18 protein-coding genes, 1 other RNA gene and 2 pseudogenes are annotated in these 20,283 nt (G+C 63.7%); 2 read left to right on the forward strand and 19 right to left on the reverse strand.

The features are described 5' to 3' along the window. Window positions 1-49: 49 nt before the first annotated feature. The 14 genes from Q8K99_13855 to ffs all read right to left on the reverse strand — a co-directional run bounded on the left by Q8K99_13855 (window position 50) and on the right by ffs (window position 14,363). Window positions 50-1,549: a HAMP domain-containing sensor histidine kinase gene (locus Q8K99_13855; GenBank protein ID MDP2183637.1), complete on the reverse strand. Its 1,500-nt coding sequence runs from the start codon at window positions 1,547-1,549 to the stop codon at window positions 50-52. Between the two features lie 2 nt (window positions 1,550-1,551). Beyond that, window positions 1,552-2,232, reverse strand: coding sequence for a response regulator transcription factor (locus Q8K99_13860; protein ID MDP2183638.1), 681 nt, complete (start codon window positions 2,230-2,232; stop codon window positions 1,552-1,554). Between the two features lie 61 nt (window positions 2,233-2,293). Then, window positions 2,294-3,316, reverse strand: a complete 1,023-nt coding sequence (locus Q8K99_13865) for an aspartate-semialdehyde dehydrogenase (protein ID MDP2183639.1) — start codon at window positions 3,314-3,316, stop codon at window positions 2,294-2,296. A 2-nt stretch (window positions 3,317-3,318) separates the two neighbouring features. Then, on the reverse strand, window positions 3,319-4,578 hold the full coding sequence (locus Q8K99_13870; GenBank protein ID MDP2183640.1) for an aspartate kinase: 1,260 nt from the start codon (window positions 4,576-4,578) through the stop codon (window positions 3,319-3,321). 104 nt (window positions 4,579-4,682) lie between these two features. Beyond that, complete coding sequence (locus Q8K99_13875; GenBank protein MDP2183641.1) at window positions 4,683-7,271, reverse strand: HD domain-containing protein; 2,589 nt, start codon at window positions 7,269-7,271, stop codon at window positions 4,683-4,685. Further along, window positions 7,268-8,131 (reverse strand): substrate-binding domain-containing protein, encoded by an 864-nt coding sequence (locus Q8K99_13880; protein ID MDP2183642.1) that lies wholly within the window; start codon window positions 8,129-8,131, stop codon window positions 7,268-7,270. Before Q8K99_13880 ends, Q8K99_13875 begins: the two co-directional genes overlap by 4 nt. Window positions 8,132-8,239: 108 nt before the next feature. Beyond that, window positions 8,240-9,184, reverse strand: coding sequence for a thiamine pyrophosphate-dependent enzyme (locus Q8K99_13885; GenBank protein MDP2183643.1), 945 nt, complete (start codon window positions 9,182-9,184; stop codon window positions 8,240-8,242). Between the two features lie 11 nt (window positions 9,185-9,195). Next, a complete protein-coding gene (gene porA, locus Q8K99_13890; protein ID MDP2183644.1) occupies window positions 9,196-10,383 on the reverse strand; it encodes a pyruvate ferredoxin oxidoreductase in 1,188 nt (395 codons plus the stop codon). After that, entirely contained in the window at window positions 10,384-10,710 is a 327-nt protein-coding gene (locus tag Q8K99_13895; protein ID MDP2183645.1) for a 4Fe-4S binding protein, read from the reverse strand. It abuts the gene before it with no gap. Then, on the reverse strand, window positions 10,707-11,282 hold the full coding sequence (locus tag Q8K99_13900; protein MDP2183646.1) for a 2-oxoacid:acceptor oxidoreductase family protein: 576 nt from the start codon (window positions 11,280-11,282) through the stop codon (window positions 10,707-10,709). The genes Q8K99_13895 and Q8K99_13900 overlap by 4 nt, the downstream gene beginning before the upstream one ends. 193 nt (window positions 11,283-11,475) lie before the next feature. After that, a complete protein-coding gene (gene recR / locus Q8K99_13905) occupies window positions 11,476-12,072 on the reverse strand; it encodes a recombination mediator RecR (GenBank protein ID MDP2183647.1) in 597 nt (198 codons plus the stop codon). Window positions 12,073-12,076: 4 nt separating this feature from the next. Then, window positions 12,077-12,391, reverse strand: a complete 315-nt coding sequence (locus Q8K99_13910) for a YbaB/EbfC family nucleoid-associated protein (protein ID MDP2183648.1) — start codon at window positions 12,389-12,391, stop codon at window positions 12,077-12,079. Then, window positions 12,388-14,193 carry a DNA polymerase III subunit gamma/tau gene (gene dnaX, locus Q8K99_13915; protein ID MDP2183649.1) on the reverse strand — a complete coding sequence of 602 codons (1,806 nt, stop codon included), beginning with the start codon at window positions 14,191-14,193 and terminating at the stop codon, window positions 12,388-12,390. The genes Q8K99_13910 and dnaX overlap by 4 nt, the downstream gene beginning before the upstream one ends. Before the next feature lie 74 nt (window positions 14,194-14,267). Further along, window positions 14,268-14,363, reverse strand: an RNA gene (ffs, locus tag Q8K99_13920) — signal recognition particle sRNA small type. Window positions 14,364-14,546: 183 nt separating this feature from the next. Here ffs and Q8K99_13925 point away from each other — a divergent pair. Beyond that, entirely contained in the window at window positions 14,547-15,695 is a 1,149-nt protein-coding gene (locus tag Q8K99_13925) for a hypothetical protein (protein MDP2183650.1), read from the forward strand. Window positions 15,696-15,728: 33 nt separating this feature from the next. Beyond that, the gene (locus Q8K99_13930) at window positions 15,729-16,508 is read left to right on the forward strand and encodes an alpha/beta hydrolase (protein ID MDP2183651.1); all 780 of its coding nucleotides are present in this window, start codon (window positions 15,729-15,731) and stop codon (window positions 16,506-16,508) included. 47 nt (window positions 16,509-16,555) lie between these two features. Here Q8K99_13930 and Q8K99_13935 read toward each other — a convergent pair whose 3' ends face one another. The 5 genes and pseudogenes from Q8K99_13935 to Q8K99_13955 all read right to left on the reverse strand — a co-directional run bounded on the left by Q8K99_13935 (window position 16,556) and on the right by Q8K99_13955 (window position 18,844). Beyond that, window positions 16,556-17,275 (reverse strand): DNA alkylation repair protein, encoded by a 720-nt coding sequence (locus Q8K99_13935; GenBank protein ID MDP2183652.1) that lies wholly within the window; start codon window positions 17,273-17,275, stop codon window positions 16,556-16,558. 40 nt (window positions 17,276-17,315) lie between these two features. Continuing rightward, a pseudogene (locus Q8K99_13940) lies at window positions 17,316-17,546 on the reverse strand (thioredoxin family protein). Between the two features lie 15 nt (window positions 17,547-17,561). Continuing rightward, window positions 17,562-17,729, reverse strand: coding sequence for a hypothetical protein (locus Q8K99_13945; protein MDP2183653.1), 168 nt, complete (start codon window positions 17,727-17,729; stop codon window positions 17,562-17,564). Window positions 17,730-17,846: 117 nt separating this feature from the next. Continuing rightward, the gene (locus Q8K99_13950; GenBank protein MDP2183654.1) at window positions 17,847-18,221 is read right to left on the reverse strand and encodes a cell wall-binding repeat-containing protein; all 375 of its coding nucleotides are present in this window, start codon (window positions 18,219-18,221) and stop codon (window positions 17,847-17,849) included. A 305-nt stretch (window positions 18,222-18,526) separates the two neighbouring features. After that, window positions 18,527-18,844 (reverse strand): annotated as a pseudogene (locus Q8K99_13955) (cell wall-binding repeat-containing protein). Between the last annotated feature and the right edge of the window lie 1,439 nt (window positions 18,845-20,283).

The raw sequence follows: 20,283 nt of genomic DNA on the forward strand, positions 1-20,283 counted from the left end.
GGCATCGACCCAAGCGCGCTTGAGGCATCACGACTGACCTCGCGGCCCCCTACAGCCGCCCTCGTGGAAGTCTGACCGTGAATGTTGAGCCAGCCCGCCCGACACTCTTCACCTCGATCGTACCGCCGATCGCGTCCACGACGCTCTTGGCAATCGGCAACCCAAGCCCAAACCCACCCGTCTCCTTGGATCTTGAAGCATCACTGCGGTAGAAGCGGTCGAATATGTTGGGGATGTCCCGCTCGGGAATCCCGATGCCCGTATCTGAGATCTCTATGAGCACAACCTCACGCCTCCGCCTCACGGACACCCCGACGGACCCGCCGAGAGGTGTGTACTTGGCCGCATTGTCCACGAGAATCGAAACCACATCTTCAATGCGGTCGGGATCTCCGACCATCATGAGCTGACCTTCGTCCGGCCCAACGAACTCAAGGCCTTTGTCGATGTATCGTGTCGCGGCGGCGGCAAGAACCTGTCTGCAACGCGAACTCACGTCGAAACGGACGTTCTTGAACTGTATCGCCCGCTCGCTGCGGACCAGCGCGAGAAGGTCGCTGCACAGGCGAGCCATCCGCCTCGATTCTCGATCGATCGCGCTGATCGCCTCCTCGCGCACCTCAGGGTCTTCCCCTCCCCACGCACGCAGGATGTTCGTGTAGCCCCGGATACCGGCCACAGGTGTCGCGAGTTCGTGCGAGGCGTCCGCCACGAACCTGGTCTGCGCCTCTGCACGAAGCCGAAGGCGCTCGATCAGACCGTTTATCGACCGCGCGAGATCACCGATCTCGTGCTCTCCTTGGTCAGGTAGCCGAAGATCGAGGTTCCCCGCGTCGATAGCGTCTGCTGCTCTCCGCAGGTCGTCAACGAGCTTGAGCACCCAGCCCATGCTGGTCTGCATCATCAAGACCATTACCAGCATCGCAGAAACCGCAAGCACGGACATCGGTAGACGAATGGCATCGATGACTGCCTCTTCCCGCACGGGGAAGTACGCCAGGTCAAGGACTCCGCGCGTGTCTGCCGGCAAGTCCACGGGCACGTGCAGCACGAACACGCCGAGTCGCACCGGCCCCACGAGCCCCCTGATGACACTGCCCTCATCGAGGGTGACCTCTATCGTCTGCCGTTGCGACAGCGCGTCATCGCGCTGGGCCCCGGCTGCCGCAGGCAAGGGAATGTCGCTCGAGGACCACGTGGCCTCCAGCTCACCCGTGGCCGGGTCCAGTACGTACAGGACCGCCTCGCCGTCCTGCAACACGCCCCGCGTCAGAATGCGCGGCATACTTGCCATTACCAGGCGGAGCGCCTCCCGTTCACGCGCGGGCCCCTCAAGTCCTTCGGCGGCAGCGGCAAGCTTCCCGGCGGTGATCTCGCTCTTCAGCGCCTCGGTCGCCGCATGACCCATACTGGCGGTTGCGCCCCTCGCCACCATAGCCATGCCATCGGAAACGACGACATACGTAGTCAAGGCCACGCCGCCGATGACGAGAGCCGCAAACAGGATCGAGACAATCAGAAGCCAGGACCGCAGCGATGAACGCCGCATGGTCAGCCCCTCGCGAAGAAGTACCCGACACCCCGAATTGTCTGGATGGTCGTGTTGTCGCGATCGCCTATCTTGTTGCGAAGGTGGCAGACGAAGACCTCGATGACATTGCTGTCCGTCGCATGCTGGCCACCCCATACAGCCTCGAGAATCTCGTCCCGCGAGATGACCCTCCCCGCGTTGCCGACGAGATACGCGAGGAGATCGAACTCCTTGGCGGTCAGGTCGACTGTCTCACTGTTGACAGTGGCGCGACGGGAGTCCGGGTTGATCTCGACTCCACTTGCCTTGACGATGCCCTGCGGGCGCTCGAGCTCAGTGCGACGGAGCAGAGCGCGCACGCGAGAGAGCAGCTCGGGGATCTCGAATGGCTTGCGGAGGTAGTCATCGGCGCCTGAGTCGAACCCGGCGACGACATCCTGTGTCTCGGCACGGGCCGTGAGCATGAGAATCGGGAACGCCTTGCCTTGCTCCCGGAGCTGGCGAGACACCTCGATCCCGTCGAGGCCCGGCAGCATGAGATCGAGAATCAGCAGGTCGGGGTCTTCGTCAGCGACGGCGGCCAGAGCCGCGGTGCCATCGGCCACCTTGCGCACCGAGAAGCCCGCGTGTGAAAGCTCCAGCTCAACGAATCGGGCGATTGTCACATCGTCCTCAACGACTAGCACAGTCGGCTGACTCATGCTGCTCCGTTCTTCCACACTCAACCACCCCACAACAGAATACAGCACACAGCCCTCGCGGTCAGCCCAGTAGCAGACCCGCGATCTGCACGGCGTTCAACGCCGCTCCCTTGCGCAGTTGATCGGCGACGACCCACATGGACAAGCCATGCTCGACGGTCGTGTCCACCCTGAGTCTGCCGATGAACGTATCGTCGGTCCCCTCGAGCTCGGCCGGCATCGGATACGTGCTGTCCTTAGGATCATCCACAAGCTGCACCCCGGCCGCGGCCTGAAGCGCGGCTCTGGCCGCACCCAGCGTGACCTCGCGCTCGAATTCGATGGTGATCGCCTCGGAATGGCAGCGCAGCACCGGGACCCGCACGCACGTCGCATGTACCGCAAGCTCGGGTGCGTGCATGATCTTCTTGGTCTCGACGACCATCTTCCATTCCTCTTTGGTCGACCCGTCTTCCATGAACGCATCGATCTGCGGGATGCAGTTGAATGCGATCCTGTGGGCGAACTGCTCGACGTGAAGCTCACGGCCTTCGAGGAAGTCCCTGCTCTGGTCGTAGAGTTCGTCCATTGCGGCCTGTCCGGCACCGGAGGCGGCCTGGTAGGTCGATACGATGACGCGCCGGATCGGGGCGAGACGTGCCAGGGGCGCGAGAGCCACGACCATCTGGATCGTCGAGCAGTTCGGGTTGGCGATGACGCCGGAGTGCCACCGAACGTCCTCGGGATTCACCTCGGGCACCACGAGCGGCACGTCCTCATCCATGCGGAATGCCGAGGAGTTGTCGATCATCACACACCCGGCGTCCTCTACCGCTGCGCGCATCTGCCTGGAGATGCCCGCGCCTGCAGAGAACAGCGCGATGTCGACTCCCTCGAAGGACGACTCAACCATCTCCTGGACCACGAGTGCAGCCTCGCCGAAAGGGAGCGACTTGCCGGCTGAACGGGACGAAGCCAAAGCGATAACCCGATCGGCTGGGAAGCCAGTCTGCTCGAGCACCTTGAGCATCTCGATGCCCACGGCGCCGGTAGCGCCGGCGACCGCGACGACCGGCCGCGAGGGCATTGTCCTATCCCACGACATGGCTAGTCTCCTCCGCCGCAGCCCGGGGCGACTTCCGCCACTACTTCAGCGTCGGACAAGCCGAAGCTTCCGTGCAGCGCGCGCACGGCGACGTCAGCTTGATCGCGAGATATCACGCACGATATCCGAATCGATGATGTGGAGATCATGTCCAGGTTGACTCCCGCGTCAGCGAGCGCACTGAACATCTGCGCGGCCACGCCGGGGTGAGTCTTCATGCCAGCGCCTACAAGCGATATCTTCGCAATCGACTCGTCGAGCAGCCAGTTTCGGGCCCCAAGATCAACGGCGACAGCCTCGGTGGTATTCCTGGCACGGATGAGGCCCTCTTTCGGCACGGTGAACGAGATGTCGGTCGACCCGGCCTCCGAGACGTTCTGAATGATCATGTCGACATTCACGTTGTCCTCGGCGAGTCTGTTGAAGACGATCGCGGCGACGCCCGGCCGGTCAGGAACACCGCGGATCGTGACCTTCGCCTCGGACGTGTCGTGGGTGACCCCGGAGATGATGGCCTGTTCCATCGTGTCGTCGACCTCCTTGACGATGGTGCCTGGCATGTCGTTGAAACTCGAACGGCAGTGAAGCGTCACGCCGTGGTTGCGCGCGAACTCGACTGCCCGGAGTTGAAGCACCTTGGCGCCCGTAGCGGCCATCTCGAGCATCTCCTCGTAAGAGATCACGTCGATCTTGCGCGCGTCCTTGACGATGCGCGGGTCAGCCGTGTACACGCCATCGACATCGGTGTAGATCTCGCAAAGGTCGGCCCCGATGCCGGCCGCTATGGCGACGGCCGTGGTGTCGGATCCTCCTCGGCCAAGCGTGGTGATCTGGCCGTCAGGAGTCATCCCCTGAAAGCCGGCCACGATGACGATCTTGCCCTCTTCGAGTGCACTCCTGACCCGATCGCCTCTCACCTCTTGGATCTTCGCCTTCGTGTGGCCGGCATCTGTCACTATGCCGACCTGTGCGCCGGTGAAGGAGATCGCCTCGTGCCCCAGCGAGTGTATGGCCATCGCCAGGAGTGCGATCGTGACCTGCTCGCCGGTCGCAAGAAGCATGTCCATCTCGCGCACCGGAGGCTCTACGGTGATCGCCTCCGCCAGCGAGACGAGCTCGTCTGTCACGTCCCCCATCGCCGAGACGACGGCGACGACGCTGTCGCCCGACTCGCTACGCGCGACCAGTCGACGCGCGACGTCCAGGATGCGTTCAGTGGTGCCGACGGATGTCCCGCCGAACTTTGTCACGACAAGTGCCATCGGAAATCCCCCGGAGGTCCTGTCCTGCTCCGGCGGCGTACGCCGCCCGAAGGTTGCGCCATAGTGTAGCATCGCCCGGACCCGGCACGACGCGAGTTGACAGCCTACGCTGTGTAGAAGCCGAGTGCTGCAGAAAGGCGGCGCATTCGCTCGGACAGCATCGCCAACGAATCCGCGTGGAAGTGGTCGACAAGGGTGTGCCCTGACGTACGGGTGACGGCCTTGTCGACGATGCGCAGAGCGTTGCGCATCGTCTCGATCTCCGCGTCCAACAACTCGCACCCGTCAAAGCGAACACCGACGTGCCCGGAACTCACGGAGATCGGGTAGCCATCACTGGCAAAGGCGGCATTGATCTCGCGCTCGACATTTGAGGTCAGACGAGGTCCGGCGAGCTTCCTGAAGCTCTGCAACATGCCTTCAGCGAGCGCGACGAAGATGGCACGAGCCTCCTCCGGCTGAACCTCAGCCACATCGAAGAGTTCGTCAGCGACGATCTCGTGATGATTACCGAACCGCATGATCTCGACAAACGTGGCAACGATTCGGGGGTCGAACTGAGTACCCGAACAGCGCTCGAGCTCGGCGATCCCCTCTTCGATCGTCCGTCCGCGACGGTAGGGCCGATCCGAGATCATGGCCTCGAACGCATCGGCGACCGTGAGAATCCGGGCAAGGAGTGGCGTCTCCTCGGCCTTGAGACCGGCTGGATAGCCCGCCCCGTCCCATCGCTCGTGATGGTGTCTGACAACCGGCGTGATCGGCCAAGGAAAGCCGACGGGCTTGAGGATGTTCGCACCTATGAGGGGATGGTGGCGCATCTGGGACATCTCGTCGTCGGTCAAGCTGCCCGGCTTGAGCAAGATGGCTTCCTGGACGCCGATCTTGCCGATATCGTGCAGGTAGGCAGCCATCTCAAGCGCCACTCGCTGCTCGTGCGAGAGACCGAGCTCTTCCCCGATCATTCCCGAGTACATCGCTACGCGGTCTGAGTGGCCGCGGGTGTAGGGGTCCTTGGCGTCAACTGCGGCGGCAAGCGATCTGACAGTGGAAAGGTACGCTTCCTGAAGGCTGGAGAACAGCTCGATATTGCCGATCGCAATGGTCACGTGGTTCGCGATGGTTGACAGAAGCCGGACATCATCGCTGTTGAATCGGAACTCCGGATCGTCGCTGCCAACGATAATCGCTCCAATCGCGCCCTCCGCGGAGGTGAGCGGTACGCACAGCGCCGCAAGAGCCCCGGACACGTGATCGACCTGATCGCCCTTGCCCTGATCCCCGGTAGGGTTGAAGATGAGCGGCCGACCCTCGCGGATGACCCACTCCGACATGGAGCTGCGCAGGGCCTCCTCGTCGGGCTCGAAGGTCGACGGCCCGCGCCAGGCGCGAATCGCGAGCTGCCCCGAGTTCCTGTCACGGATGGTCACGTAGCCGATGTCGAGGTTGAAGATGCGCAGTGCGGAATCCAGCACTGAGTCCAGCAAGACGTCCATCTCAAGGGTGGCCCCGAGGGCGCGACTCATTTCGTACAACGTCGCGAGCTCGAGCACCTTCTTGGTCAGTGATTCGCTGCGTTCTCTGAGAGCATCGGTCATCTGGTTGAAACTCTCCGCGAGCGCAGAGACTTCGTTGGCACCGGAGACGCGTATCTTCGTCGAGAAGTCGCCGTCGGCGATACGTCGCGCGCCTTCGGCAAGATCCGCGAGCGGGTCGGACACCCGGCGGGCAACCCAGCCACCCAGACCGACGAGCGCGAGGACTGCGAAGACCGACCACATCGTGATGAGATTCGTCGTGGTCTGGCCCGCCCGGTCGCTGACCTCCTGGCTGACAACGGAGACCAGATAGCCATAGCTGCTCGGGAATGGATCGTCCTGCAACTCGACGCGCTGGGCCCAAACCCGGTAGTTTCCCTCGTCGGTCTTGAGCCTCGCCGTTCCGGGGCGCCCGGGCTGCGCTGCCTGGAGTGCTGTCGCCAACGCGGGTGCCGGTTCGTCGAGCGCATCCTGGAGAGCCCGGTACGCCTCTGCACTGGTCGCTCTCGATGGCACGATCGTCCGCGCGACCTCCCGGGTCTCACCGTCATAGAAGGCAACAGCTTCACCAACGCCGCTGCCGAGCGAGTCCAGGAATGCCTGGTCGACAATCTCCGATACCGCGAGTGTATAGGTCTCCTCGCCGCGCGCTCCTGCCACTATGGGTTGAAGAACAGTGAGCGTCAGCCTGCCGCCCAGTAGGAGGAACGTGGGGTGACTCATGGCGATCTCAGCGTATGCTCGTTGTTCTCCAAGCGGCATGTCTCCGGGCATGATGCCCGCAAGACCGGAACTGACAACCACCCGACCCGTCGAGTCCAGCAGCATCACGTCATCAAACCCGAGCGCAACGTTGGTCTGCACGACCACTCCGCGCGCCTCGGTCATATCTCCCCCGGAAAGCGCCTCTTTCAGCCGTTGATTCTCAGACGCGAGCTTGGCGATGCTCTTCATCGTCTGAGCCCTGGCATCGAAACCCGTCTCGAGGTTGTGTGTGACGCTCTCGGCCACCTGATCGACCCACTGGTCGGTGAGGCTTGACAGGAAGTAGACAGCGACTACCGTAGCAAGAAGGCCCACGACAAGTGACGCCAAGACCAGGGGAACAACGATCTGGCTGTAGAGATGCTTCCCGAGGAGGTTGAACCGCATCATTCACCCGCCGGAGATAGGACCGGCGCGAAACCCTTTCGCTGCATCAGATCGGCTGCCTCGTCCCCGGTCGCCCATTCGAGGAAGTCCACGATCTGCTGTCTCACCGGGCGCTTCGCTACCACCCCTAGCGGGCGAACCATCTCGTAGGTGCCGTTCTCGATGTTGGCGACAGTCGCCTCAACACCGTCCAGCTTGAGGTAGTTGACGGGTATGTCTCGAGACAGGCCAAGACCGAGTGAGAAGTAGCCGACCGCCCCGGGTGTCTTCTGCAGTCCGTCGACCATGTCCGGCTCGTAGAACAGGTTCACGGCCTTCGGGGTGATCTCCACATCGGGACCGAGAACGTACTTGCGCAAGATGATCTTCGCGGACTCGTCCTCGTTGCGATCAAGAATCACCATCGGTAGGTCCGGACCGCCGAGCTGCGTCCAGTTGTCGTACTTCCCGGAGTAGATCTCGCGCACCTGCTCCGTTGAGATGTCATCGACCACAACCGTCGGATGCACTGCAACGACGAGCCCATCATCGGACAGCTGGTAATACTCGAGATCGAGATCCTTCTCCTCGTCGGTCAGCTCACGCGACACGGCTCCGAGTTCGAGATCTCCGTTCGCGACCCCTTTGATGCCCCCGCCACTGTGGAGACCGGGAAGGTACGTGAAGGTCACACCCTTGTGTGTCGCGGAGTACTCGTCGGTGAGTATGCGAAGCAGCGGAAGGCACGTCCCAGAGCCGGAGACCCTGACTTGCACGCTGGTGACTTCACCCGTGGCGGGCTTGTTCCGGGCGCTCTCGCAACCGGTCACCGCGAGAAGGAGTATCAGTACGAGCAGCACGAGAAGCGAGTACCGGCGTTTCACGTAGACCCCTTTTCAGGTGCGACGAGAAGTATGGGCACCTTCGCCATTCTAACATCGAAGGAGCCCCCTGATAGTCAGAAGGCTCCTTCGGATCCAGCGTCGGGCGTGCTACTCGCCGCAGCGCCCCAGAAGATAGTCCCAGTAGGCGTCGACATCGGCCTGCACCTCGGCGAGCAGGCCAGCGTTCTCAGGCGCGAAGAGGTGCTTGAAGCGTCCCTGCGGCTTCAGGAACTCCTCGACCGGCTTGCGTCCGGCCTTGATGAGCGCCTTGCTGGCGGTGCTCATCGACCAGGTCCCGTTCTCAACCTCGAACATGGGCCAGAAGCCGGTCTGGACTGCGATCTTCGCAATCTCAACGGACTTGTCGAACGCCGAGCGCCATCCACGAGGGCATGGCGCGAGCACGTTCAGGAAGGCCGGGCCGTCGACTGTGAAGGCCTTCTCAGCCTTGGTCGTGACGTCCTTCCAATGGCTGATCGAGGTCTGTGCGACGTAGGGCACACCATGCGCAGCAATAATGGAGGTGAGGTCCTTGCGCTTCTGGATCTTGCCCTGCTGTGCCGCTCCGACCTCGGCGGTCGTAGCCCAAGCGCCCTTGGGCGTGGCCGAGGAGCGCTGGATGCCGGTGTTCATGTACGCACCGTTGTCGTAGCACACGTACACCATGTCGTGACCGCGCTCCATCGCACCGGAAAGCGACTGCAGACCGATGTCGTACGTGCCCCCGTCTCCACCGAAGGCGACGAACTTGACCTTCTTGTCGGCGGGAATCTTGCCGGCGGCCTTCAGGCCCTTGAACGCGGCTTCGACGCCGGACACGGTCGCAGCGGAGTTCTCGAACGCATTGTGAATGAACGGGATCTTCCACGACGAGTACGGGTAGATCGTGGTCGACACCTCGAGGCATCCGGTTGCGCATCCGGACACGACGGCGTCGTCGCCTGCGCCGAGAAGAACCTGCCGCACGGCAATGGAGGCACCGCAGCCCGCGCAGAGCCGGTGACCGCCTTCGAGGCGGTCCTCACGATGCGTGAGCTCCTTGAGTGTGGGCATCCCAATACCTCCTATCGAGCACCCAGGTACGTGAGGCCGCTAGGGGCCATCGCACCGGAGGCAATGTCGGCCAGGTCGGCATAGACCTGTTGGATGAGTTCGAGCTTCACATCGGCGCCGCCGAGACCGTAGATGTAGTCCACGACGGGGATTCGAGACTCGAGATCGTAAAGCGCGCTCCTGGTCTCGAGGTACAGGGGTCCACCTTCGGCACCGAAGGACTCGGAGCGGTCGAGGACCGCAACAGCCTTGACGCCCTGGAGCGCCTGCGCAATCTCCACATACGGGAACGGGCGGAAGCAGCGCACCTTCACGACGCCGGCCTTGATGCCCTGTGCGCGCAGGTCCTTGGCCACGTGACGGGTGTTCCCCGCCGAGGAGCCGATGACGAGAACGGCAACGTCCGCGTCTTCCATCATGTCGGTCTCGATGAGACCGAAGGGCCGTCCGGCGATGGAGGCGAACTCGGCTCCGACACGCTCGACCACGGCCTTGGAGCGGTCGATAGCGAGTCTCTGTGCCTTCTTGAACTCGAAGTACGGACCGCCGAGGCCCGAGAAGTTGCCATGGGACACCGGGTTGTCGGTGTTCAGAAGCGCGTTGATGGGCTTGTAGTCACCAACGAAAGCGGTCACCGTTTCGTCATCGAGCAGATCCACGCGGTCGATAGAGTGCGTCGTTATGAACCCGTCGAGGCAGGTCATTGCAGGCAGCAGGACCTCGGGGTCCTCGGCCACCCTGAGCGCGATGAGCGTGTTGTCGTAGGCCTCCTGCGCTGTCTCGGCGAAGAGGATGACCCAGCCCGCGTCACGGGCGCCCATCACGTCGCTGTGATCGCAGTGGATGTTGATGGGGGCGGACAACGCTCGGTTCGCATTGGCCTGCACTATCGGCAACCGCATGCCCGCCGCGATGTAGAGCTCCTCCCACATGAGGGCGAGGCCCTGGGAGGCGGTAGCGGTCATGACGCGCGCGCCTGCTGCCGAGGCACCGATGCACGCGCTCATCGCGGAGTGCTCGGACTCGGTGGTCACGTACTCGGTGTGCACGCGGCCCTGTGCGACGAACTTCGCAAACTCCTCAACGATGGTCGTCTGGGGCGTGATCGGATACGCGGCCACGACATCCGGCGCGCACTGCCGGAACGCCTCGGCGACAACACTGTTGCCGGTGGTCGCAACGGTCCTTTGCTCGGCCATCTACTTCACCTCCGGCAGTTCGCAGCCCTCTGGAACCATGGTGATGGCGTCGACAGGGCATTCATTGGCACATACGCCGCAACCCTTGCAGTGGTTGAGGTTGAACGATTCTTCGGTCAGAAGCTCGTCCTCGACGAGCACTGCGGAGTCCGGGCAACAGATCCAGCAGATCAGGCAGTTGGTGCAAGTCTCAACGTTGCGAACCGGACGCTCGCTTCGCCAGCCGCCAGTGCGGTAGTAGCGCGAGTTGCCAGCTTCCGGGATGACGGCGCCAAGCGGGAAGTCATCTGTCTTCCACGTGTCCATGTTCGAGATGTCCCACTTCACGATACCGACACCTCCTTGTAGGCCCGATCGACCGCATCGAAGTTGGCGTCGATCATCTCCTGGCCGAACTTCTTGCTCAGGTTCTTGGCAAGCAGCCCCTTAAACACCTCCAGGTCGATGACGTTTGTGACCTTCGCGAACGCGCCGACGATGGGCGTGTTCGGGATGTCCCGCTTGATGGTGTCCAGCGCGATACCGGTCGCATCCACGCATGCGACCGTGACCGTGTCAGCCACGCCGAGTCGAGCCCTGAGCTGCTCGGGAGGCGTACAGGTGTTGACGATGATGGCGCCGTCGGGCCGAAGGCCCTCGGCGACATCGACAACGTCGAGCAGGGTGTCGTCGAGAACGATCACGACGTTGGGGTGCTCGATGTTGCAGTGGATGTCGATCGGATCCGGGCTGATGCGAGTGAACGCCTTGATCGGCGCGCCCATGCGCTCAGGCCCGTACTCGGGCATGGCTTGCATGTACTGGTTCGCGGACAGGGCGGTCTCGGCCACGACCTTGGCTGCAGTCACAGCACCTTGGCCGGCACGCGCATGCCAACGGATCTCCGTCAGCTGCTGCATGAATCTCTCCCCTTTCTCGTTCGCCGCAAGAGTCACCTGCACGGGACGCGGCGGCGTGGCGTCCCCAAAGCGGCGGACAGGTCACACTAGGATACAGAGGCGTTCGGTGAGCGGCTCTCCGGCACCTGCAAGCGGCGGCAGACGGTGGTGAGCAGTCGGTGAGCGGTAGGTAGATTCTGGCATACCGGCGAGACTACATCTCGCGGCGCGCTTCCATTGCACGTCCGAGAGTCACTTCGTCCGCGTACTCGAGGTCTCCCCCCACCGGAAGACCTGATGCAATCCGGGTCACCTTGACCCCCAGAGGCTTGAGGAGCCGCGCGACGTACAGCGCCGTCGTCTCGCCCTCGACATTGGGGTTGGTGGCGACAACGACCTCGGCCACGCCACCTGCTCCCACACGGTCGATGAGCTCACGCACCCTGAGCTGCTCTGGGCCGATACCATCAATCGGTGAGATCGCCCCCTGAAGCACGTGATACAGCCCACGGAACTCCCCCGTGCGCTCGATCGCGACGACGTCCCGTGGCTCCTCGACCACACAGATGGCCGAGGAATCGCGCTTCAAGTCGGAGCAAATGCCGCACAGCTCGTCTTCGGCGAAATTGAAGCACTGCGGGCAGAAGTGAATCGTGCGCTTGACCTCGAGAATCGAATCGGCCAAACGTGCTGCGGCCTCATTGTCGGAGCGAAGGATGTGGTACGCAATCCGCTGGGCCGACTTCGGGCCGATTCCCGGCAACCGCTGCAGCTCCTCAAGAAGACGGGCTATCGGCGCTGCGTACAGCATTCGTCTACATCAGTCCCGGGATGTCGAGGCCGCCGGTGATCGCGCCCATTCGCTTGGAAGCGAGTTCCTGGGCCTGGCGGCTCGCCTCGTTGACGGCGGCCGCGACCATGTCCTGAAGCATCGCGATGTCATCCGGATCGACGGCTGCCGGGTCGATCGCCACACTGCTTACCCGCATGTCGCCGGTCATCACGACCTTGACCATGCCGCCGCCGGCCGAAGCCTCCACCTGCTCGTTGGCGAGCTCCTCCTGAACGCGTGCCATATCGGCCTGCATCTTCTGGGCCTGCTTCATCATGTTCTGCAAGTTCGGCTTCACTCGTCCGTCCTCTCCACATCGTCGTGTCTGTGCTCGGCAACCATTTCCGCACCGAGCTCGGTCATCATCTGGTCTATGTCCCCGCTCCCCGAATCCTGACCCGGTGAGCGAGAACCGGCCTGTGACTCGACGTCGGCCGGCGACACGACATGCGCTCGCGCCTCGCCCCTTTCCGCCGGAATGGTTCGCACTGCACCGCGCCCAAGCTGGTAGCGGATCGGAGGTGCCACGCCGAGCACCGCGGCCAGCGCCCGCCGGAGCAACTGGCGCGTCTCGGCCTCGCCCGCCTGCTTCATGACGAACGCGTTGTCTGCCGGAAACTCCACGACGACGGTCGACCCGTCGGGATCCACGTCGATCTCCGTGGCACCGAAGAACGTCGCACGCGCCTTCTTCGTCTTGCGCATCTCGGCCAAGACCGCGGGCCAAGCGCGTTTCACCTGCGCGCGGTCGAGCGGGCCGGAGAGAACAGCTTCCACGATCACCGGCTCCTCGGCATCGACCGGCACGGCGGCTGACGCCGGTGACATCGCGTCTTCAGCCTCGGGCTGCTCCGGTGTGGGTGCGACTACGGCGGCTGCCGCGGGAGCGGAGGACGCAGGCTCCGGCGCAGTCGCGGCGACGGCGGCCGGCGAGACAGCGGCGGCCGTAGCCGGTGCACCAGTCTCGAGGGCCTCGATGCGTTCTGCCAACGCCTCGAGCGTGAGATCCCCTTGGGGCCTCGCCATCCGGGTGAGCGCCACTTCGAGCGCAAGACGGGAATCGGACGCCCAGCGCATTTCGGCACCCAGCTCGCCGAGGATATCGAGTATGCGCGACAGCCGCTGCTCGCCGAGTGCCCTCGACTGCGCCGTGAACCGCGCCAGCTGGTCGGGTGTGGTGTCCACGATTCCGGTCGCATCACCGACTGCCGCGATGATGAACAGATCGCGCGCGTGACCAGTGAACTCCCGGACGAACTCGGTCATGTCCGCGCCTGTCTCGGCAAGTCCAGCGACGAAGCGAAAGGCCCCTGCGATGTCGCGAGCGGCAACTATGTCTGCGAGCTCAACCAGTAGTGCGGTGTCCACCTCGCCAAGGAGTCCCTCGACATCCGCAAGCGATATGTTCTTGCCGGTGAAAGTCGAAAGCTGCTCTAGCGTGGATATCGCATCGCGCATTCCCCCCATCGCATGTTTCGCGACCAGCGCGAGCGCCCCCTCGGCGACGGATATCCCCTCCTTGTCAGCGATTAGGGCCAGACGATCGGCGATGTCGCCGACACCGATGCGGTGGAAATCGAAGCGCTGACAGCGAGATTGGATCGTCTCGGGGACCTTGTGCGGGTGAGTGGTGCACAGCACGAAGACCGTGTGCGACGGCGGTTCTTCGATTGACTTGAGCAGGGCGTTGAAGGCACCCGACGAGAGCATATGCACCTCGTCGATGATGTATATCTTCCAGCGCCCGCGCGTAGGTGCGTAGGCCAGCCTGCCGATGATCTCCTCGCGGACGTTGTCGACGCCGGTGCGTGACGCCGCATCGAGCTCGTAGACGTCGGGATGGCGACCTTCGGCGATGTCGACGCACTGCTGGCACGTCACGTCCGGATCCGGCGTGGGGCCCTTCTCGCATTCGAGTGCCTTCGCAAGGATTCGCGCTGTCGTGGTCTTGCCGGTCCCACGCGGTCCCGTGAACAGGTACGCGTGGGCGACCACGTCCTCGGCCACGGCGTTGCGCAAGGTACGCGTGATGTGGGACTGACCGACGACGTCGCTGAACGTCTGAGGCCGATATGTGCGGTACAGGGACTGATGTGCCATCGGAGACCTTCCGCGGGGCGAACTGCGAAGAAGTATACCGCGTCGCTATGACACGCCCGAGAACACACATCGCCCCCGAGCGGGTCCCGGACGCCCGGCAGAGGCCGCTTATGGCTGCTTCCTTCCGAACCTGACCAGGTTCACGACATACCGCCGTCCGAGACCCGTTCGAAGGCGACGCGCAAGCACACAGTATAGCGCGCCCTCTGCCGGCGCGCAGGTGAACCGGGGCGGGGATTGGGCTTCGGCCCCGGGGGAACACATATGAGTACAAGAAAGGCCTCTCGTGCCACCGCGATCCACACCCGCCAGTGCGCGAGATCGGCCTCAAGTCGCGTACGAAGGAGACCAGCATGGACGTCTTCGACCGCGAAACCGCGATCATCCTTGCCCGACATGCGACCTGGCCCGCCGTCTCGATCTTCATGCCCGCGCACCGCGGCCACACAGAAACCCAGCAGGACCAGATTCGCCTGAAGAACCTGCTCGCCAAAGCCGAGAACGAGCTCCTTGGCGGAGGAATGCGTGTGCCCGAAGCGACGGCACTCCTTCAGCCCGCACGTGACGTGCTCGCCGACGGTGCCTTCTGGAAGTCCACCTCCGAAGGGCTCGCGATCTTCCTGGCAGGGGACATCGCACACGTCTTCTCGACGGACACAAGCCTGACGGAGCAGGTGTGCGTCAGCGACCGGTTCCTGATGCGACCGATGGTGCCCGTTCTGGCAGACGGCGAGCGCTACTTCGTGCTGGCACTCAGCAAGAAGCAGGTCCGCTTGCTCGAGGGTGCGCGCGACGAACTGACCGAGGTGGGTCTCTCGGGAGCGCCGGCAAGTCTTGCCGATGCACTGAAGTACGATGACTACGAGAACCAGGTCCAGTTCCACTCGCTCGCGACGGCTGCGGGAGGACAACACCCCGGCGGGCGCTCGATGTTCCACGGCCATGGCGGCACGGCTGACATCGAGAAGACCAATATCGAACGCTACCTGCGCATGGTCGACAAGGGCGTGCACGAACTCCTCCACGACGACGACGCTCCGCTGCTGCTCGCCGGTGTCGACTACCTGCTTCCCATCTATCGTTCGATCAACAGCTACCCGCATCTGGTCGCAACGGCACTTCCCGGCAATCCCGACGAGCTGCCCATCGCGCACCTTCGCCAGCAAGCCCTCGCCGCACTCGCGCCCCACTTCCGCAAGGAATTGGAGGCTGACATGAGGACACTGGAGGAGATGGACGGAACCACATCGGTAACCCGCGACCTGACCGCGATCCTGCCGGCGTCACACGAGGGTCGGATACGCGTCCTGTTCGTCGCCGAGGACACCCCCGTGTGGGGCCTGTTCGACCCGTCAGGCGGTGCCGTCGACATCCATCCGCAGCGCCTTCCGAGCGACCGGGACTTGACCGATGTCGCCGTAGCAGAGACGCTGCTGCACGGGGGAGACGTGCACACGCTGGCCGTGGGGCCAACACTGCCCGCCGCGATTCTCCGCTACTAGTACCGTCGCCCGCAGAACGGAGTCTCCCGCCGTATGCTCCGCAGAAGACGGCGCCTCATCGCGCGCATCGCTCTAGCGATCGCTCTTCTTCTGGTCGCGCTCGTGGCGGTCGGCGCGTGGTGGCTTCTCACCCCGCTTCCGCCCGACGAGCGCGCGCTCTCCGCGCTCGCGAGCGACGACATCGTCGCTGTTGACGAGTCTCCTGAGCTCATCGAGTTCTCGCCGGTTGGAGAGCACTCCAGGGTCGGCATCGTGTTCTATCCGGGCGCCCGGGTCGATCCCCGGGCGTACGCTCCGCTCGCGCGGACGATCGCCGAACGCGGCTACCTCGTCGTTGTCGTGCACATGCCCTACAACCTCGCTGTCCTTGGCTCCGATCGCGCGACGGGAGTGATGAACGCCCACCCTGAGATTGCGTCGTGGGTGATCGGCGGGCACTCCCTGGGTGGAGCGATGGCGGCCCGCTTCGCCGGACAGCACCCTGTACAGATCTCGGGACTCGCGCTGCTCGCGGCCTACCCTCCCGGCAGCACGGACCTCAGCGACGGCGACATGCCGGTCGTCTCGGTGTACGGGACCTTCGACGGAATCCTCAATGCCGATGCCTTCACAGACGCCATGTCTCGCCTGCCCAAAGACACCACCTACGTGTCGGTCGAGGGCGGCAATCACGCGGGGTTCGGTGACTACGGCCATCAACCCGGAGACAACGACGCGACCGTTTCCACCGAGGAGCAGCAGGAAGCCACGCTTCGCGCCGTCGGTCTGATCGTGCTTCCGCTGCGCATCAGGACCGGTGGAACCCAGCCGTAGGTGAGACATGGCCGTCCGGCGTCCGGCGCCCGCCGGCGGCCCTGGAGCTATCCGCCGAGGCCCAGCCGCTCGAGCACCGCGCTCGACCGCAGCTCCTTGGCAGCTCCGCGCCCCACCCATCTGCGCGCCGGATCGTCCGACGACGCCAGGCGCTCCGCCACCTCAAGCGCCGGCCCGTGCAGCCGTACTGAGCGCTTGCCGATCTGTCGCAGCGCCCAGTTCACGGCCTTCTTTACGAAGTTGCGCCCGTCGCCCGCCTCCCGTTCGATGATCGGAAGGAAGTCGAGGAAGAGCTCGTCGGGCGCTCTCTTGTCGTGCACGGCCAGCTGGGTCATGAGCACGAAGCCCGCGCGCTTGACGAACTCCTCCTCTCGCGCGGTCCACTCGCGGACCTTCTCCCGCGCCAGCGGCGTCTTGTCGAACAGGTTGCCGCACAGTTGGTCGCAGACGTCCCACGAGTCGAGGTCGCGGACCCAGGCTTCCGCCTGCTGTTCGGACACCATTGCAGGGACGTCCACGAGAGCAGCCAGGATGCGAGCTTCATGCAGGCCGGACGCCCAAAGCGCCAGCGCGGTCTCATGCCGCTCGCGCAGACCCTCGTCCTTCCTGCCAAGAAGGCTCTTGGTCTCGCCCGCCTTCGCGCGCAGATACGGCATGGACACGCCGAGCGTGCCGGTCGTACTGATGCCGTATCGAGCCATGCCTGCGACGTTGTCCGGGTTCGCGTGAACGCGAAGGTCGCTCAGCAGGTCCTCGGCCAGGTTCATGGGCAGACCCTCGGTCGCGCGGCTCTTCCCGGTCACGGCGCTACTCCAGCAAGCCTTCGATGGCCGTCCGGAACTCGCTTTCGGGGACCGAGCCGATGATGCGCTGCTGCTCGGTTCCGTCGGCCGAAACGAGCACGGTGGTCGGAATCGCTGCAACGCCCCTTTTCGCAGCGAACTCGCCGGCTTCCCGTTCGGAGTTCACTTCGCGGTACATGTAGAACTCGACCCGGTCCCCGTACTCGGTGCTCAGCTTGTCTACGACAGGCGCGGCCTCGCGGCACGCGGGTCAACTGGAGGCGCCGAAGTAGTACGGGGCAGGACGGCCGGAGTCCGGGATCGGCCAGCTGGCGGTCGTACGCGCCGCGGAGACGCATCCCGACAGACCGAGGGCGGCCGCCAGAAGGAAGGTGCACGCCAACGCGGCGCTTGCGAGTCCGTAGGATGTTCGCCTCACACGGGCCTCCTTCTCCATGACGACTCCATTCTCGCAGATGAAGAGATTCGCGCGAAAGAAGAGCCCCGCCCGGCGATTCGCCGGACGGGGCTCCTTGCATACGTGTGATGCGCGAGGCTACTTGATGATCTGCGTGATCTGGTCGCGAACAGCCTCGCTGATGCTCATCGGTCCACCAAACACCGTGCAGTGCACGATAAACGGCTTGTTGTAGAGCAAGAACATCTTGGTCGCGTTCGGGAGACTGTTGGTCTCGGTGAGGAGCAGCGGACCGCCCTTCATGCCCATGGCTGCGCCGCCACTCATGGCGTCCGGCACACGAGCCGCAACACCGATCTCGGAGAAGTCAAGCCAGCCGAGGCCCTTCGCGCCGTTCGCAACAGCAACGGCAGTGTCGTAGCGCGTCGGACCGGCCCAGCGATGTGCCGTTGCCGGCGTAGCGTTGAGCTGGTTGAATACCGACTTCGAGATCGTGGCCGTCCCGCCCGCCATATAGACGTCGGCGGGCTTGGCAGCGTTGAGTGCGGCCCATGTCTCGCTCGGGATCTTCGATGCGGAGACCAAGAGCACGGGGGCACCGGTGTTGGCGGAAACGGCCGACATCGCAAGCGCGTCGAAGAACTTGTTCCAGTCTGCGCCGTTGGCGACGAGCACGGCGTCAGGCTGCACCATGTGCCTGTCGTCGGCGACCATGCGCATGCGGGCAGCAATCGCCGCTGCGGTGGCGTAGCGGTTCGGTCCGGAGTGTCGACTACGTTGGCGAGAGCGGTGATCTTCGCGATCGTCGCGTCGGGCAGCGATGTCTTGCCGCCGACGACGTGCACGGTGACTTCCTCGCCCATGTCCTTGATGGCGTTGAGAACCTCGGCCGGCACGTAGTTCTTGCTCACAAGCAGCAATGGCGCGTCGTAGGCCCAGGTCAGGCCTGCAGCGGCCAGCGGATCGGCGGCTGCGGCGGCGTCGCCGGAAGCGATGATGAGGTTGTTGGAGTATTGCCAGCCGTCGCCGAAGGCTTCCCTCGCGAGACGAACGGCCGTCGTGAACCGCGTCGTGTCCGAGATGCGTGGGACCTTCTTGTTCAGCGTGCCGTTCGCCTCGAACTCCGGCTCGTCCATCTGGGCGACGGAGAACTCGAAGTCCGGCAACATCTCGCCATCCAGCCAGATGTCGTCCGCTTCATCGAACGTCGGCTCGTTGCTCCACCACTCGGTGGCATAGACGCCGGTCCGGTCGAAGAAGGAGAGTCGATACGGGTTCCAATCGTCGTACAGTCTCCCGGCGAAGCCGTACTCGCCGCTGGCGTTCGTGTAGGTGTAGTCCCACACGTACCATGCCTCGCCATCTTCGTCCCAGTTCTCACACTTGTAGAGCCATGCCTCGATGTTCTTGAGCGGGGCGCCCGTGACCGCGTCGGTCACGACACCGCCGATGATCGGCGGCGCGTCGGCAAGCACGGCATTGATCCCGGCCTTGGGCGCCGCGATCGAGACAGCAAGCGGAGTGGCCGAGGCCTCGTTGGTGGTGTTGTTGTACCACTCGGGGATGTGCTTGGCGTCGAAGTCGTCGAAGCGCACCTCAAGGGTGTCGGTGGGCACGTCGGAGTAGCCACGGAAGGTGTAGTTGCCGTCCATGTCCGTCCATGCGTAGTTGTACATGGCGTTCTCAGACGAAGTGATCATGACCGGATGGTCGCGCAGCGGCTTGCCGCGGACGTCGGTCACGCGACCCGAGAAGAGGGCAGGCTTCAACGCAAGCGTGAAGTCGATGTCTCCGTACGGCTCGCCGTCGTAGTAGAGCGGCGTCGCTTCGTCCCAGGCATCCGTGTGGTCCCAGTACTGATAGGTGTAGTCGTACAGGATTCCATAGTCGTTGGCCGCCATGAACCAGTCGTACCCCTCCGGCATGTCACCGAAGAAGTACTCGCCACTCGTATCCGTGAACGCCCACCACTCGTTGTACCAGCCATCGTTGTCCTGATAGGCGATGACCTGGCAGTCGTAGATCGGATTGCCTGCGGTGTCCTTCACAGTACCGGAGATGGAGAGATCCCACGGCTCGAGCCAGATGGTGTCATAGAAGGTTCCGCTATTGGCGTAGAGATCGGGCATGCAGCTCGTGTCGTACGGATAGTACCCGTACAACCACGGCGGATTCTCGGCAAACATCAGATGATGGTGGCCGAGTGGCAGGTCGTAAAGTGCGTAGTCGCCGTTCGCGTCGGTGTAGCCGACGAGCTTCCACTCGTCCATGGGCCCCGGGCCTTGGACACTGTCAGCGGCGCACGCGGCATCCGCGCCGATCGCCGTGCTCATGCCGTAGTAGTAGTCGTAGATCGGTATGCCTGCGATCGGCTCATCGGTGTCGTCGTCGTAGACCGTGCCTGCATACTGCGGCGCGGCGAGCTTCGCGCTGAAGAGATACTGTCCCAACCCGTCCATCATTATGGGGCCCGACTTAGGAAGCGTCAAACAACAACTGAGCGGTTGCGGGGATGGATCACATAGTTCCATTCGGGATGGAACTCATCTCGGGTGAGGTTGACTGTCGCCAGTTG

The sequence above is a fragment of the Actinomycetota bacterium genome (assembly GCA_030682655.1).
In the GTDB taxonomy this organism is placed as follows: Bacteria; Actinomycetota; Coriobacteriia; order Anaerosomatales; family JAUXNU01; genus JAUXNU01.